Source organism: uncultured Winogradskyella sp. (assembly GCF_947498005.1).
Taxonomy (GTDB): Bacteria; Bacteroidota; Bacteroidia; order Flavobacteriales; family Flavobacteriaceae; genus Winogradskyella.
On record NZ_CANMIW010000006.1, the window covers coordinates 127,847 to 145,202 of the forward strand.

The 17,356-nt window shown below is 31.7% G+C and carries 14 protein-coding genes and 1 tRNA gene; 5 read left to right on the forward strand and 10 right to left on the reverse strand.

Features of this window, described 5'->3' with window-relative positions:
- The first annotated feature begins 7 nt into the window (after window positions 1-7).
- Window positions 8-83, forward strand: a tRNA-Phe gene (locus Q0891_RS12115).
- 119 nt (window positions 84-202) lie between these two features.
- Here the strand turns inward: Q0891_RS12115 and Q0891_RS12120 are convergent.
- From Q0891_RS12120 to Q0891_RS12145, 6 genes are all read right to left on the reverse strand, one after another.
- Window positions 203-1,336 carry a type II secretion system F family protein gene (locus Q0891_RS12120; RefSeq protein WP_299101941.1) on the reverse strand — a complete coding sequence of 378 codons (1,134 nt, stop codon included), beginning with the start codon at window positions 1,334-1,336 and terminating at the stop codon, window positions 203-205.
- Complete coding sequence (locus Q0891_RS12125; protein ID WP_299101943.1) at window positions 1,336-1,794, reverse strand: hypothetical protein; 459 nt, start codon at window positions 1,792-1,794, stop codon at window positions 1,336-1,338. The genes Q0891_RS12120 and Q0891_RS12125 overlap by 1 nt, the downstream gene beginning before the upstream one ends.
- Window positions 1,784-2,026: a hypothetical protein gene (locus Q0891_RS12130; protein ID WP_299101945.1), complete on the reverse strand. Its 243-nt coding sequence runs from the start codon at window positions 2,024-2,026 to the stop codon at window positions 1,784-1,786. The genes Q0891_RS12125 and Q0891_RS12130 overlap by 11 nt, the downstream gene beginning before the upstream one ends.
- A gap of 77 nt (window positions 2,027-2,103) precedes the next feature.
- Complete coding sequence (locus Q0891_RS12135) at window positions 2,104-3,363, reverse strand: hypothetical protein (protein WP_299101947.1); 1,260 nt, start codon at window positions 3,361-3,363, stop codon at window positions 2,104-2,106.
- A gap of 2 nt (window positions 3,364-3,365) precedes the next feature.
- Entirely contained in the window at window positions 3,366-3,824 is a 459-nt protein-coding gene (locus Q0891_RS12140) for a hypothetical protein (protein ID WP_299101949.1), read from the reverse strand.
- Window positions 3,814-4,173: a hypothetical protein gene (locus Q0891_RS12145; protein ID WP_299101950.1), complete on the reverse strand. Its 360-nt coding sequence runs from the start codon at window positions 4,171-4,173 to the stop codon at window positions 3,814-3,816. The genes Q0891_RS12140 and Q0891_RS12145 overlap by 11 nt, the downstream gene beginning before the upstream one ends.
- 136 nt (window positions 4,174-4,309) lie before the next feature.
- Here Q0891_RS12145 and Q0891_RS12150 point away from each other — a divergent pair, with 136 nt between their 5' ends.
- On the forward strand, window positions 4,310-5,599 hold the full coding sequence (locus Q0891_RS12150; RefSeq protein WP_299101952.1) for a hypothetical protein: 1,290 nt from the start codon (window positions 4,310-4,312) through the stop codon (window positions 5,597-5,599).
- A 279-nt stretch (window positions 5,600-5,878) separates the two neighbouring features.
- On the opposite strand, the gene Q0891_RS12155 is transcribed toward Q0891_RS12150, so the two are convergent.
- The 4 genes from Q0891_RS12155 to Q0891_RS12170 are packed head-to-tail and all read right to left on the reverse strand — an operon-like array spanning window position 5,879 to window position 14,084.
- Window positions 5,879-6,361, reverse strand: coding sequence for a hypothetical protein (locus tag Q0891_RS12155; protein WP_299101954.1), 483 nt, complete (start codon window positions 6,359-6,361; stop codon window positions 5,879-5,881).
- Between the two features lie 3 nt (window positions 6,362-6,364).
- Window positions 6,365-10,252 carry a DUF6443 domain-containing protein gene (locus tag Q0891_RS12160; protein WP_299101956.1) on the reverse strand — a complete coding sequence of 1,296 codons (3,888 nt, stop codon included), beginning with the start codon at window positions 10,250-10,252 and terminating at the stop codon, window positions 6,365-6,367.
- Between the two features lie 11 nt (window positions 10,253-10,263).
- Window positions 10,264-10,692, reverse strand: coding sequence for a hypothetical protein (locus Q0891_RS12165; protein WP_299101958.1), 429 nt, complete (start codon window positions 10,690-10,692; stop codon window positions 10,264-10,266).
- Window positions 10,693-10,706: 14 nt separating this feature from the next.
- Window positions 10,707-14,084, reverse strand: a complete 3,378-nt coding sequence (locus tag Q0891_RS12170; RefSeq protein ID WP_299101960.1) for an RHS repeat domain-containing protein — start codon at window positions 14,082-14,084, stop codon at window positions 10,707-10,709.
- Between the two features lie 285 nt (window positions 14,085-14,369).
- Here Q0891_RS12170 and Q0891_RS12175 point away from each other — a divergent pair, with 285 nt between their 5' ends.
- The 3 genes from Q0891_RS12175 (at window position 14,370) to Q0891_RS12185 (ending at window position 17,356) form a co-directional block, all read left to right on the forward strand.
- Window positions 14,370-15,047 (forward strand): DNA-binding response regulator, encoded by a 678-nt coding sequence (locus Q0891_RS12175; protein WP_299101962.1) that lies wholly within the window; start codon window positions 14,370-14,372, stop codon window positions 15,045-15,047.
- Between the two features lie 7 nt (window positions 15,048-15,054).
- The gene (locus tag Q0891_RS12180) at window positions 15,055-15,465 is read left to right on the forward strand and encodes a type IV pilin protein (RefSeq protein ID WP_299101964.1); all 411 of its coding nucleotides are present in this window, start codon (window positions 15,055-15,057) and stop codon (window positions 15,463-15,465) included.
- Between the two features lie 481 nt (window positions 15,466-15,946).
- Window positions 15,947-17,356 carry a GspE/PulE family protein gene (locus tag Q0891_RS12185; protein WP_299101967.1) on the forward strand — a complete coding sequence of 470 codons (1,410 nt, stop codon included), beginning with the start codon at window positions 15,947-15,949 and terminating at the stop codon, window positions 17,354-17,356.

Here is a 17,356-nt window from a genome sequence, read left to right on the forward strand (position 1 = left end):
AGCAATTGGTGCCTTAGCTCAGTTGGTAGAGCAAAGGACTGAAAATCCTTGTGTCCCTGGTTCGATTCCTGGAGGCACCACCACCTAAACCTGTAACTATCTATTTATTAGAATGTTGCAGGTTTTTTGGTTTTAAGAGATACAACATTAGGGACAACTTAATTCTAATATATCAGATTAAGAAAATAATTTCAAGTGCTGGTTAACCGAGAATACTACTTAGCTTAAACATTGGTAAATACATTGCAATTAAAATAAAACCTACAAATAAGCCTACAAATAAAATAATTATTGGCTCCATAACTGTAGATAACAATTTTGAGCGTTGTTGAACTTTAGAATTATATTGCATATTTAACCTTTCGAACATCAATTCTGTCTGATTAGTCTCCTCAGCCACTTTAACTAAAGCAACCATTTTAGCGTCAAACAACTTATGTTGATCTAGACAATCACTTAAAGCATCTCCAATTAATAATTGTTGCTCAACTTTTTCTAAAGCATATGACAATGGATAAAAATCAATCATTTGCTTAACTAAAGTTATGCTCTTAACAATTGGGACTTTTGATGCTGCCAACAAAGAAATTGCTTGAGAAAATTGAGACAAATAAACCGTTTCAACGAAATTACCAACAAATGGAATCTTAGCAACTATAGAGTCCATTAATTTTTTGAACCATTTTTTTTTACTCAATACCATTTTAGCCAAAAGCATTATCATAAAAAATACTAAGATTAACCAACCATAAGTATTAATAAAACTTGATATATTAACCACAAAAACTGTAATAGCTGGTAGCTCTACATTTTGCTGCTTGAAAATATCTTCAAACATAGGCACCACAAATTGCAGCATAAAAACCACTACCAAAATCGCAGTAGTTAAGATAATTATCGGATAGGTCAAAGCATTGATAAGGTGTTTTCGCTGTTCATTTTTTCTATTGTAAAATTCCCCTAACTGTTCAGTGATTTTAGATAAGGTTCCCGTTTCTTCACCTATTTTTAATGAATAATATTCGTAGTCCGAAAACCTATTTCTATCTTTAATAGAACTGGACAAACTTTGACCAGCAACAATACCATCAATCACAGATTGCAATTCTGAATTGTTTTTTTTATTCTTATAAGATGTCTTTATTAGGTCTAATGCTTGTTTTAGGCTAATACCTGCATTAAGCAATACACTTAATTCGGTATAAAAATCTTCTTTTATTTTATTAGAAAACGGTTTTTTAAAAACAATAACCTCTTTCTCTAAAAAAGATAGAGAACTTTTTTGCCCTTTAACGGCAACATCTTGCTTATTTATATTTTCTAGCCGAAATGCCACTAATTAATAAATTGGAATGCATCATTTCGTTTAAAAACAAATATTTTTTGATCTTTAAACTGCTCTGATAATGTTATTTTGACCGCATCAACCTTTCCTCTACTCACTTCAATACCATTAAAAAAAAACAAGGTTTGATCTATCTTTATATTTAATGTATCTTCATCTTTTAAGACAAAGTCTGGCGTAATTCTATATAAAGTAGAATCAATTTCGTTTTTTAATTTTATCTCATTTTCTTTTTCATTAAACCTTATTGAATTATACTTATTAAAATCCACCCATAAGGCTTGTTCCAAATGATTAAATTCAGTTTTTAAACTAAAGTTTTTTTGAATTGACGACATATGCCTTTGTACCATAGACAAAACAGTAAAGGCTAGACCAATAACTATAGTAGAAATAATCATCACTATTACCATTTCATTTAATGTAAATGCTTTAAGCTTAGTTTTCATTTTTATAAATTTCTTTTTCTAAAACTTTTTTAGTAGTTTCATTAGTAGCTGTTATACTATAGAAGCTCGAATTAGAAATAGACTCAACAACAATAATCCAATTCTCATAATTCTCATAAAATGGTAATTCTATTTTAGCACTTTTATACAAATATTCGGTTTCATTTAATTTGGCATTTATAGCTCTTGTACTGTTTTTAATGCTGCTAGAAAATAAATTATTTAAAATCATACTTGCTACCATAAAAATAACCATAATCAATACTGTAGCAACCAGTGTCTCTATTAACGTCGATGCCTTGACTTTTCTCAGTATAACCATTTAGCAATTCCTTTAGTTGACTTTTCTAATGGAAAACTCACAAATTCCGATTCTAGCTCATAACTACTAATTCTGGCATTATAAAGATGGTTTTGGTATATAGATCCTTTTTCTTTTATAATAAAATTATCAGTGTAGACCGTCCCAAAAACAGTACCTCTTAATTCTAGGTTTTGTTCACAATAAACAACACCTCTAATAATAGCATTAGGGTTCACTCTTATTTGTGAATCGTAGTTTGTAGACGTATTTTTTCCTAAGGCCAAAACATTACCTTTTATTTCGGAATAATCATCTATAAAAATCCAATTTGCATCCTTTGGCTCGTCTTCTATATTATCATTGTGCAAAACGAGAGAAGAAGGATATTCTAATCTTACATTTTTTTCTATGTTAATATGCTCTGATGCAAATGCCTGAAAACTCCCAACAACATTGTTTTTAACCACAATCCTGGGTGCAATTAAAATAATATCAGTTAATTTTGCTGTTTCGGTTACCGTTATTTTAGATTCTGATTGAATTATAATTTGCCCAACAATGCTTATTTCAGAAAGTACAATTTCTGAGTTATTATAAATTAGTTTTAGGGGCTTTCTAAAAGAATTTATATGTTTTTTAGAAGCATTTAAATTAATATATTCAATACTATTATTGTTAAAAATACTACTTGTACTAATAGCTGTTAAATAACTTAAAAAATCCATATCTATTTTAGGAAACGACGTAATAGTAGAACTATTTCCATAGATATAATTTCCATTATAATAGGATACTCCTGCTATGTTTCCTGGTTTCACTCCTCGCTTTGGTAATAAAGCTCTACCTTCTATTTTAGTGTTACCAACTAAAACCATAGGCTTATTGTTATCAACAAGCATTAATGCTGTCACATTTAATTTTCCTCTTTTAGCCCCAACGAGGGCGATTTTTTCTACTTCCAAACTTTTAATTTTCGCTTTAGAGATTACTTTCTCAAAAGTTCCCCAATAGCTCTTATGTACTTTTACCGATTTATAATCATCGGTATTAAGTTGTATTGAAATAGTATCATAAACCCGACTCTCATTTTGAAGTAAGTGAGAAATACCTCTATCTGCCAACCCAACAGATTCTATTGCATGATCTGTTTTTATTCTAAATTGCTTATAAACATGAATTAAAATAATAAAAGAAGATAATAGCAATGCAATAATTACCACAATAAATGTAACTAACTGCAACGAACCTGCTTTAAGCTTTATCATCACTATTTTTTTAATTTATATCTCTTTGATTGATTTTTATAACGCACTTTAACATACCTGCTGTTGCCATAAACCAGAGTGACACTATCTTTAATTTGTCCTTTTTTAAGTAAATATTGAACATCGTCTATGTTAACAATAAATATCTGATGTTTAGATTTACCGCTCTTTATTATACCTTGATAGGTAATATTTTTCCACTCAACATCTCTTCTCTTTTTAATAGCCGTTTTCTTGGGTTCATTTTTAAATAACGCTCCTAAAAAAGGATCTCTGTTTTGGGTTGCAATAGAAAAGGTGTCTATTGCGGTATTAACTTTATAATCTAATTTAGCTATAAAATCTTGTTGCTTAACTTCTGGTAATTCTGGATTTAAAGCCGAAATAATCTTAAAACCGATAGTTGCCCATACAGCTGCTACAAGCACCAACAATAGGTATGTTTTCTTTTTAGTCTTCAATTATTAAATTTTGAGTTGAGTAAAGTGTTTGGTAGCCAGAATTAATAGCTTTTATTCGCCATTGATAAGTACCGATAGACAGTGTTTTGGTAAAGTTAGTAGCACTTATTAATGTGTCTTCTAAAATTCCTTCTGCCTCAATAAAACTAGGGTTAGCTATTTGTAACTGATATGTTTCTGCAAAATCTAAAGCCTCCCATGTAAAATTTACAGTTGTATCTTCTACTGATACATTATCTACAGGTGCTAATACATCAACTACTTCATTAGAAATATCTTCTACTTCTATGAGCTCTTCACAACTAAACAGAATAGTTAAAACAAAAAAAACAAGTAACTTTTTAGACATAACAAAAAAATTTAACAGCGTATTTATTCATTAAAGTTACACCTTATGCTATTTAAAAAACTAAGGTTTTAGCTTAGACAAACTAAGCAAAAACCTTAATCCTAAAAACCATTTTATCTATAGGTTAACACTTCACATGATAGAAAACCTTTACAAACGTAATTACCATCCTTTAATTCCTCTTTTTTACACCAAAGGATTATTAAGTAAACAGCAACTAGATAAAATACCTAAACGCACCTTACAACATTGGAAAAAGAACAAAAACAAGCATTACGATTTTGATCATTGGGTACTCCCATTTACAAATGATATAGAAGACATCAAAAAAACGATTGAACGACAGCAATTAAAAAAAGCAATTAGATTAATGATTAGAGTAAGCGACGGCTATCATCAAATTCTTAAAACTGTTGGCAAAAACAAACAACTACAAAAACAGAATGCGAGTTACGTTGTTAACTCAATAGACAGTATCATTAATTTAACCAAAATAAAAACACAACGAGCTTGCAAATTTTATGGTGTATCTAGTGACTGGTACTATCGTGAAAAACGAAAAATTAATTGTTCGCTAAACATTTTCAATAAATGTTTTAAAAAGCATCCTAATCAGTTAAGCTTTGAAGAAACTAATGCTATTGAACAACTTATTAAAGACCCAAAGCACTTTGGTAAAACTAAAGTAACCTTATATTATCATGCTTTGCGCAATGAATTAGTGTCTTGCGGAAAATCTACCTTTAGCAAATATGCCAAAGCTTTAGGCTATAGAAAATCTAAAAAAACCAAAATACCACCAAGAAAAGGACTTAGAGCTACCCGTGTTTTTGAGTGGTTACATGTAGATATTACTTTAGTACCAACCTTAGAAGATGGCATGCAAAAAGTAGCTTTTGTCAAAGATAATTTTTCGAAAGCTATTCTACATTATGCATCTGTTTCTAAAAAAGCGGATAGTAAGTTTATAACAAAACTCTTTAAAGAAGCTTTTGAAAAATATGATTTATGTAACACAAATAAACCCATCAATATTTTAACTGATGGAGGGTCTGAAAACAAAGGCCACTTTACCACTTGGGTAAACCATTTTAATGCGCCTCCTGTGGTTTCTAAAATTACTGCTAGAACTAACGATTTCCCCCTATCTAATTCTATGGCAGAAAGCACGCATAGTATTTATAAAACTGAATTTTTAAAAGGACAGATTTCAAGAACCGTTAAAAACCATTTGGATAGTCTTGAACGATTTGTTCAATATTATAATTTTGAGCGACATCCTGCAGATTTATATGGCTTATATCCTATGGAAGTTATAAACGGAAAATTACCTGACAAGGACTACTTTAAAAACCAAATTGCAGAAGCCAAAGCCAATAGAGTTATTACCAATAAAGCGTTTAACAAATGTGCATTTATAGGATAACTATGTTTAAAAATATCGTTCCCAGCTTATTTTAAATTAATATTTTAAAAACATAAAAATTACCGACTTTCTATTTGAAATGAAACTCAAATATTATAGAAATGGCTTCTATTTATCTAAAAATAGAAGCCTTAATATCTATTAACTCCAATGCGCAAACATTGGCGTAGTTTTGTTGTAGTTTTAAATAGATGTTGCTCCGTAAAGTGCAAAAACTGGCGCAATAAAAAACCACCTTGTCAAAGGTGGCTTCTCTTTGTTTTAAATTAAGTAATCAATTTAAGAAATGTACTCGCTTGATGGAATCATAATAAATTGGTCTGTACTCCCATCTGGTAAAAATGTTAAGTAGTAATACTTAATATCTTTCTTCAATGAAAAAGTATATTTATTAATCAATTTATACACAGATTCATCACTTATAAATAAAACGCTAACATTAATTATATCTCCTTCTTTTAATGATTCTGGAACTCTTATATTATCGCTTTCACTTTCTAAATAAACGAGTTTATTATTAAATAGAATTGCTAGTTCGTATTTGTTTGCAGAGCTAAAAGGCATATTGCATTTAATCAAACTAGAAATTGACGAATTATTTACTTTGAACCCTTCAAACTCTTTTTCCTTTTTCTTATAAAAATTATCTCTGCTTTCAAATATTTTATAATAATCAGAAATTTCTATTCCATCATTTCTATTATTACAACCAAAAAGAGTATTTAGTAACACGATACATATAATTAATTTTATTGTCTTCATTTCTTATTCTTTTACTGACTTCTTCTTTTTGTTAAAATGCCATAGTTTTGATGGCTTTCCATTACTTTGAGTTCCTCCTGTTGGCAAAGAGTAACTACCTGCAGTATTAAATCCGTTCCAATTTCTATTTATTTTCGCAGAAGTTGATTCTCCTTGATTCATTTTAGCATAATCAGACCTTCCTTGATACCCATAAACACTAGAGTTTGTTTGTGTAGCAAGCTGACCTGCGAAAGAACTCCAAAGACCAGGATTGGTAGCATCAGTATTACTAGCATCTCCTTCTGTTGGTGTTGCTGCATTACATGTAAATAAGCAAATAGTTGCATTATCAAAGGCTCCTGCATTTAATCCAGCAATATCACTAATGCCAAAACTTAAACCATCTTGAACGCCTGCTCCTTCTTGTCCGTAGCCAAACTCCATACTTCCTGTTAATCCATGTCCAAAGGCTGAAATATCTGTTATCTTATCATCTGTCCTTGCATCCGATAAGTCACCGTCACTAGTACTTTTCGAATTTAAGTAGTTAGATATCCCTTCTTTTGAATCAACGCCCACAAAACTTACTCCAAGTTTTTTAGCTGCTTTTTTAAACTTTTTGATGTCTTTTTTAGAATAACCTGTAGTTACTAATAACCAAGTTGTTGCCTCGTCTTGTTTAGCATAACTTGTTAATTGATTGAGAGCTGATTCTATAAAATTATATTTATATCTACTGTCACTATCATATTCGCCACCACTTATGACTATATTCTCTTGACCATCTGGGTCTATTACCGAAGTCGGTCTATTGTAGGCATAATGGTAAGGACTGAAATCATCAAATTTACCAGCTTTTGGGTCAATTACAAACCATCTACCAAGTGCTGCATCATAATTTCTTGCTCCATAGTCATACCAATCCAACCCAAGCTCATCATTAAGTTCCTTGCCATTGTACTTATACTTCTGTGCTGCACTATTGCTATTGGCACTCACGATGTTGTTGTACCCTTTGTGTTCAAGCCCAAATGGATAGTAGTTTTTCTCTTCTATGATTTCAGAACTATCTACAGAGCCATCATTATTACTATCTGAGTAGGAAAGTCTTACATTTGAAAGGTGGTCTTTATATTGATAGACATATTTAAAATTAGGTGTTACTGTTACCGTTGTATTATTATTAAATGAATTACTATTTGATCTTGAGGAACGTATCCGTTCTTCAATAGGCTCCGCATAACCCTCTGAATGAGACATGAATTTTAAACTTCCATTCTCATAGATTAAGTTACTAGCATACGTCGTTATTATTTCACCTGCTTCAGATTCCACTATTTTCTTCTGTTTTACACCTGTGGCATCGTAAATATAATCAATTCTTCCGTCTGGCAATGTAACTTGAGTTGGTAAATTTAAATGGTTGTATAATATATCCGTTGATATACCTTTATTATAATCTCGTAACATATTGCCATTACTATCATAGGTGTACTCTGTAGCAATGTTAGAGCCATCTTTAAAACCATAAGTGCCATTTTCATTGTCTATTACTTTTTTTAACCTATTACTTTTGTTTTCGTAGGTATAGACTAAATCATCCATTACATCAAAGCTTGTTGCGGCTTCATCGGTATGGCCTCGTCTAGCTAAATCGGTAATATTACCGTTTTTATCATAACCAACCGAGGTTAAACTATAGTCATTATTACTAGCTATACCACTGGTAATTCTATTGAGGTCATCATAATCGTATTTATACCATCTCAATACATTATCGTTCTTAGTTTTCCATTCAGTTTCTGAGATATTACCATTATATAACTCATTACCACCATGGTCTTTTGTATTATAATTAAGCTTAAATGCAAAGAGATCATTCCCTATTATTGACGGATCATTTATTGTTTTTAACCAACCTCTGACATTATAGCTATAATCTACTTCTTGCAAACGTTTAGCATTTTCTTTACCTCCAACGCCTTTCGCTTCTAATTGACCTAAATCATCATAGATATTAGATATTATAACTTCATCAAGGGCTGCATTATTAATCTTTTGCTTATGCGAGACTAACCTATTGGCATGGTCGTATTCAAATTTATCTATAGTGGTTACAGAAGTCACTTTATTTATGTCGTATTTTGTATGGCTTGTTGTCGTTTCTACTACTCTTCCATCCCATAATAATTGACTCTTAACCTTGTCTGTGGTATTTAAATAAAGGTTTCTATTATAGACGTAGATAGGTCTAGAATTATCGTCATAATAGCTTACTGTAGTAATCCAACTATCTGTACCTAAAACTCTCACCTTACTACCTGTCGCTAAACCAGTGACAGCAGTTGTTGGTGTAATACCATAGGCTGTTTCTGAGTTACCAGCTACCTTATCGAAGGTATAATTATCATAGTAATTGATGGTGTATAATTCAGTAATATTTGTGGTTGGATAACCTGTATTATTATAATATATTGTTGTACCTGCTAAGTTAGTACTTGTATTTTGTTTAGTAACATGTGTATTACTTACTGCATTTGCTGCCGCTTGTAATGAACTTCTAGAACTACCGCTAGTAATAAAACCTGTGTATGCTACTCTACCAAAAACATCGTATTTAGTAAACAACCATTTGTTCTGACTATCTAAATTGGCATCTTGGGTTAAGATAGGTTGATCTAATTTATTGTAAACTATAAACTCCCATCCTTTGCCTGGTATTTTCTTCTCTACCAATCGGTTTAGTTTATCATATTTGTATTGGTAACAAAGTTCACTAAGCTCTGTGGCATCTGGCATAGCTGAGTGTGGTTCTGATTTTGGTGGTAAAACATAGGTTAGATTTCCATAATCATCATAGACGTAATACGTATCGTGCTTTGTTTCATTATTATAAGTTCTTTTTAAAATTACTTGCCCTTGCTTGTTTTTAAACTCTTCAGTGGTGTGATCTTTAGTTGGTGTACCATCGTGATTTTCATCCTTAGTTATAGTTTTGTAAAGTTGGTTAGCACCATAATAACCACTCATATTTAGGCTTGGATTATAAGTAACAACAGTACTATCTGTACTTTTCGTTAAATTCACACTATAATAACGCACATCTGTTGCGGTATTAGTTAAATAATCTATTTCTATTTCATGGTTATTGCCTAGTTTCCAATCTTCGCCTGGTGCTGCTTGCTTCATCACTCTATTCAGTGGCGAGTTATCAAACTCTTTTTCTGAATACGGATTTATATCTACTGCCGAAATAGACGGGAAATCTGCTTCATATTTTGGAGCATCGTAATACGTATGAGTTGCTGTTAGTCCATCTGGTCTGTAAGACCCTATATCTGTTGAAGAACTATAAGGTAAATAATCTTTTACCTGTCTACCAAATTCATCATAACCGACGTGTGTTATTATATCCTCACGGTTTCCTCCTGCTCTTATGGCCACTTGTTGCACAGGTCTTCCTAAGCCATCAAAATAACTAATAGCTTCAACCTTTTCTGTTACTAATAAATTATCTATATCTGTTGTTGGCGTTCTAGGAGATGTATTATGAACATAGTTTCGCTCGGTAATTAAACTTGGCGCATTATCCTCTATAGTTACCACTAAGGTTTCCTTTATAACGTTCTTTTCTTTAAATGCTACTGAACCCGAACCTGAACTACCCCATGAAACAACGACACTGTAAGACGTACCAGATTCAGTATTTGAAACTAGAGATCCTCCTGTGATATTCCATCCATCATAGGAATAAAACATACCATTGTTAAAAGTATAAGTCTCTGTTGAATTTGGTAAAACACTAACAGAGCCTGTAAGGTTTTGAGCAAAGCCTAATGAACTAAATGCTAAAAGTACTAACAATACCAAGCTAATTTTTGAAAAATATTTCTTTTTATTATTTATCATAACTTTTAGTTTTAGAGATTAGTAAGTGACTCAATGTAAAAAGTATAACTCTCAGCTGCAATTTCATTTACGTCATTAATGGATAGAACCACAATAATGCCTTCTGCATTGCCATTGATTATTAAGCTTGCTGTTGAATCTTCCGTCGTTAAATCATATTGAATTTCTCCTGTGTTATCTGAAGTATTCCAGTTTCCTGTAACCAGTGAAATATTAAAACTGCTAGTTTCCGAGGTGTTATTATACCCATTTTGCACCCAAGTAAAGTTTGTGCCTTGCTTGGTTAAATTATTATTTAGTTCTACTTCTGTTCCATTTACACCGACTAAATAACTTTGAGCTGACCAGTCTATATGCTCATTCTGTGAAAATGAAAATAGAGTACCTAGTAAAAAACAAAAGGTTATTAGATTTAATTTATATAGTGATATAGTTTTCATATGATTCTTGTTTTTTAATTATTTAAAAAATAATGGTATTTGTTCTCGTTCAGTATATAACCATCTTTGTCTTTAACTCTTACTAATCGGTTAAACTCATCATATTCATAGTATGCAATGTTCCCATTAGGATCGGTCATACTGGTAACACCTATTAAAGGATCATATGTATAGGTACTTATCATAGCATCAGGTAATGATGACCTCAACGCATTTAATGCTGTTCGCAAATTTTTCTCATTACAACTACCTGAGTCTTGACAATGATCATTGTCTAAATTTGATTTGGATTGAATATTTGCTACATGACCTGAAACTTGTGAATACGTTGCATTTTCTATCTTTGCAACTGGCAGACTGTTACCATAACCATAGATATAAGTTATATCCATGCCATCTGACTTTTTTACTTGTAGAATATTACCGTCTGAGTCATAATCCTTAAATTCAATTCTATTTTCCAACAGATTATCTGCTTTTGAAGTTTGAATGAATTCTGGCTCTATAACTCCTGCTCCCCAATCTTTGTAGTTTGTTCTCGTTGTGTTTTGTGACAAAACTGTTCCGTTGAGATCCTTAACTGTTGTTTTTGTTTGTAATGGCATAGCTATACGATGCTGTCCATTAGTATTTGATAGTGTGGGAGTTTTTAATAAATCTATAGCCGATTTTTCTTGAGTGGTCAATGACTCACCTAACGAAGAGAGACTTGTTACATCTTCTGGGTAATAAGTAAGAACATTAGTCAATGTTTCATTACTATTATGACTATTTACTTCAGATGCTAAAAGTGGATTATTATCATAAAAATAATCAACCGAAGTGGTTACATCACCATTACTTAGATAATCTGTGGTAGTTTGATGTTTTATACGCTGCCACTCTGTAGTATAACCATAATACCTTACGTAAAGATTATTTCCTAAACCGTTATCTGGCATTCTATAAACCTGAATAGCAAACTCTGTAGAAGGTTTATGAAATGTATTCGCTACCTCGTATTCATATAACTGTTCCTTAACTTTTGAACCCACTTTATCATAGTGACTTAATTTTAATAGGTTACCATTTCTCCAATTAGGCAAAATAGATTTATTGTTTACAGAGGGAAAAGGTGAATTATAATAAGTATTACTATATGGGTAAATATTACTTAAAAATTCATTTGAATACTCATATTCTTTATAACCATTAGTATTTACCCCTGATGCTGTAATTTCTGTAACATTAGTATACCCTATGTAACTACTACCATTTATCTTAAATAATGGAGCGTTAGAATTTATCTTAATTGTTCCATTGCTAACATTACCACTGCAAACTGCCTTATAATTATCTATAGAATTAATAGGCAAACTAATAACCATTCCACTAGTTTGATTTGGTGACGCATGGTCGTCGTGAAAGGTATAATCAAAACTACGAGACGATGCTGGTATTGTGGCTAAATAATCGTAAGCATTTATTTCTGCAATTCGCAAGCCTCCAAACAGATATTCTCCAGGAGTAGGATCTACATTATATTTACAAATTACATCCAGTAACCCTTGCATTGCAGAACAACTTGGGTCTGTAAAAGGATCGCAATTAGAACCATTGACAGATTTTGCTGTAATTTTATAAGTTTGCCCAGGTAAAAGCTGTTTATTAAATGAATTTTGTAGAATTGGCTCATTCAATTGAGTCGATATTCCAACTAGCTTAAGAGTAAAATCGCAATTTGTATCACTTAAATTAGGTCCATTACACCCTGACATATTAATTAGAAAACTAACCCATCCATCGCTATTTGGATCTACTGTAAACGTTTTGGAATAATCGACATTCACATCAGAATCTGCGAACAAGGAAGAGTTTTGAAGAAAAAAAGCTGTTTCCTCCTGATAATCCTGAAATGTTGGAATATTATTTTCAAATAAGCTTGCACTATTATTCTCCCAAACAAACTCTTCTGACCCTCCTGTAGGCAATATTATTTTGGTAAGGGTTTCTGCTTGAGTAAAATTAGGTTGCACCATCCTATTAGCATTCCCTATCAATCCCGTTGGCACAGAAGGTCTATGTCTAGCCTTAGGAATTAAATCCGCATTCTGTTGCCCATTGTAATAACCAAAATAGTCTATGGACCTTGAATAACGTTGTGGTAATTTCTGAGTATTATACTCTAAAGTATATCTAGCCTCTTCATTATCATTTTCGTCTACAAGGGACACAGCATCTAATTTTAAGCGGTATTCCGCCTCTGTATTATCTGATAACGCAAAAAATGGCATATTATAAGTACTCCCTGATGAACAAAGAGATTGAGAATGATGTAAATTAATCCCTTTGACATAAGCGTCATTATTATCATACAAAACAATTTTATCCAAAGGATATGAGTTCTTCAAGTCCGTTCTCTCAGTAGTTCCTTTTACAAATAGAACCCTTCCTGAGGGAAAAATAATTTCTTGAAGTCTTGGTTGAGTAAATTTTCTTTCGGCATAATTAATATTATATTCTTCAGGACAGCCTGACCCCAAATTTAAAATCAATTCTTCATCTTGTCGCACTATTGTTTTTACATCAGCCTCCACACCGTATATAAAATCTATTGTCTCGCTAGATGAAGGGAACTCAATATGATGCAACAGCCAACTTTGGTTATAGGGATTATTTGACGCATACAGGCTCGCCGTATTTTCAAATATTCCGTTTTGAGTATGCGTCATACTTTTAACACTCTGTGTTTTCTCTCTATAGGCTGCTGAACCGCCAAAATGGTATCTTATACCATCTGGCGTATTAATTATAAACCCATTTATTCTGCCATTTTGCTCAATCATTTCAATATTAACATTGGTATATGGCACTTGTATAAATTTATCATCCGTTTGATCATAATAAAACGTACCTGAATACCCAGGTATAGAATAATTAAACTCGTCTGGCTCGTAATCCCTTTGATCAGATATATATGATAACAGTTGAGCAGTTTGTTCATTTGAATTACAACAATATTCGGTTGTATCAGGATTATCAGCGAAATGTTCTAAAGTATACGTTGTATTCATATATCCATTTGGAGAATTATCTGGCAGCCAATTTATAGTTCTGGAGACCAAACCTCCTGCATTAAGATTCCATCCTAAACCTACCCAAGAAGCAATATCTTCCACTTTAACTCCGCCAGAATTATATGTTAAACTTATAGGGATCGAGACACCTTTATAATTAATAGAATGAAATGGAATTTGAATACTTGGCAACCCAGTATATGGAGATACTTGAGTTTGGGAATACGATATTAATGAAGAAGCCTCTGGAGACGGAGGAATAACATTAGGAAGCTCCTGCGCCTGCAAGTTCAGAGCTATTAGAAAAATAAAAAAAACAGTCAAACGATTTTTCATTGAAAGAGAGGTTTAATGGATTAACACTTTATCGACGATTTTAACAAACCAATACCAATAAAAGAAATTAGATGCACGTGGTCTAAATCCCACAAATAATTTGAGTTAATGTTTTGATAGTCAAAATTATTGTGAATAAATTTAAAGGACATTTAACTGACACAACTAAGGTTTTTGCTTTGAAAAACTAAGGATTTTACCCAGCCGAACATTCTCATTACAAATTACCTTAGGAGAATTAAAAAAAGTCTTAAGAATAACCCAAAACACTTAAGCGTATTTTATATGAACAAACCTATTAATATCCTTATAATTGAAGATGAGCCTTTGACAATTACAATGTTTATAGCTGCATTTAATTACATAAGCGAGAATAATGGACAATTCGATTTTAGAATCAAATCGGTCAATAATAGTGATAGTGCTTTAATAGAAATTAATAAAGCCATTAACAAAACACCCTTTGACCTAGTCCTTTTAGATATTAACATACCTGCATCTAAAGACAAAAAAATCTTGTGTGGTGAAGATTTAGGAATTGAGCTTATAAACACTTTCCCTAAAGTCAAAATTATGGTTATTACTTCTCACAATAATAATTACAGACTAAACAGTATTTTGAAAGCTATTAATCCTGACGGGTTTTTAATAAAAAGTGAAATCGACTTTTCAATATTAATAGAAGCTTTTAAATCTGTACTTATAGAAATTCCATATTATAGTAAGGCAGTTATAAAGTTAATGCGTAGACACGTGATTAACGACTTCACGTTAGATAAAATAGACCGTCAATTACTATATCAATTATCTAAAGGCGCAAAAATGAAACATTTGTTTGATATTATTCCGCTTTCTAAAAGCGCAATAGAATTAAGAAAAAGAAACTTAAAAGAACTGTTTAATGTTGAAAATGGAGACGACATGCATTTACTTATAAAAGCCGAACAACTTGGATTTATATAATAACATTATGAAAACAAACAATAGATTAAAAACAGAAGCCTTTAGCTTACAAGAAGTTCTCATCGTTCTTCTTATTATTGGTGTTTTTATGCTCATAGCATTACCCAATTTAATGCCACTTGTTGTAAAAGCTAAAAGTATTGAAGCCCAAATGCAACTGAAATACATTTACAATAGCCAAACATCTCATCGATACTTATATTCTAAATATACTACTGACCTATACGAACTAGACTTTGAAGCTCCAAAAACCATTAAAGAAAATGGAACCAGTAATTATACCTATGAAATACTAAGCGCCGGCAGTACTAATTTTATTGCTAGAGCTGCGGCCATAACAGATTTTGATGGCGATGGAATTTATAATGTTTGGGAAATAAATGAAAACGGAACACCTAAACAAATTATAAAAGATTGATGCTCTTACTTAAAATTATATTAATAGGAATTCTAATCTTGATTTTTAATCAAGATATAATGGAACGTCAAGTATATTGGTTTCTATTTCCAATGCTTGGAGCATGCAGCGGAATTTTGTTCTATTCAGAAACAATGCCAGTATTATTTTTCACTTCGGTGAGTATGAATTTTATATTCATTCTCATATTACTGTTCACTTTATTTTTATACGCTAAACTTAAATTAAAATCAAAGTTTCGTGAAGTATTTGGCCTAGGTGATGTCTTACTTTTTATTTGTCTTATTTTTTCGTTTTCAACGGTTTCGTTTTTAATCATATTTGTTTTTGCTTTAATATTCTCCTTGACTACACACTTATTAATAAAACAATTTTCAAAGCTTAAAACCGTTCCACTAGCTGGTTACATTAGCTTGTTTTTCGCCTTTGTTTACTTATCTTCTTGGACAGGTATCACATCTTCTTTATACGCGATTTAAATATGATAAAAGAAGATTTTAAAATACCAGTTCATTTATCCCAACTTATAAGTAGTGAGCAGGCGTATCAGTATGGTATTATACCTATCGATGACGCAAAAGAAATTTATTCTTTTAAGTCTTTTGACACCTCTTTAGACCTAAAGCAAGAATTACAAATAATACTAGGTAAACAAATAAATTTAATTCCAGAATCTGAAGAGAATATTAGACAATACCTTGCTTCAAATTATAGAAAAAGAAATCAAAGCCATTCAGAACATTTTAATTATTCAAATGATTTTTTAGAAAAGCTATTATCTACTGCCAAGCACATAGGTAGTAGTGATATTCATTTTGAAATTTATGAAGAAAAATGTCGTGTAAGATTAAGACTTGATGGTAAGTTAAAAGAGTATTTTATCGTAGAGCAAGACCAGTATCCGATTATAATAAACAAGCTAAAGATTAAGGCTGGTTTAGATATTTCAGAGAAACGTTTACCTCAAGATGGCCGCATTACTATAAAAACGACGACAGAAGAATTTGATATTAGAGTGTCGTCTTTACCCACCTTACATGGAGAAAAAATGGTATTACGAATTCTAAGTAAAGATACTGACCATATTGAAATAAGCGATTTAGGATTTACAGAAAAAGAACTACATGCGTATAAGGAATCTATAAAAAAACCGAATGGGATAGTCCTTATTTCAGGACCAACTGGTTCAGGAAAAACAACCACACTCTATGCGACTTTAAAACTTTTGAATGATGAAAAAACCAACATCCTTACTATAGAAGACCCAATAGAATATACCTTAGAAGGCATTAACCAAGTACAACTTAAAGAAAATATTGGTCTAGATTTCTCTAGCACTTTACGTACATTTTTAAGACAAGATCCTGATGTGATTATGGTTGGTGAGATTAGAGATGCTAAAACGGCTAATATGGCCATCAGAGCTGCCTTAACTGGTCATTTGGTTTTATCTACAATTCACACGAATTCAGCATGGGCAACTATTTCTAGGTTAATTGATATGGATATTCCACCTTTTTTAATTGCGAATACCTTAAATGTTAGTGTTGCCCAACGATTAGTTAGAAAACTATGTTCAAATTGCAAAACAGAACAACCAATAAATAGCTTTGATTTTCCAGAACAATTTGAAATTCCTGAAAGCTTAAATTCGCAATTTGTAGCGGTTGGCTGTAATACCTGTTACCATACTGGATACATAGGACGAAAAGCCATTTATGAAATTATACCAATTACAAAAACGCTGGTAAATTATATTAAAAACAACCAACTTGAAATAGATACCTACTTGATAGAAGAAGAAATTGCAAGTTTAAAATCAAATGCCATTGCTCTAGTTAAAAATGGTATCACATCAGTTGAGGAGGTTTATCCTCTCCTGATTCAATAA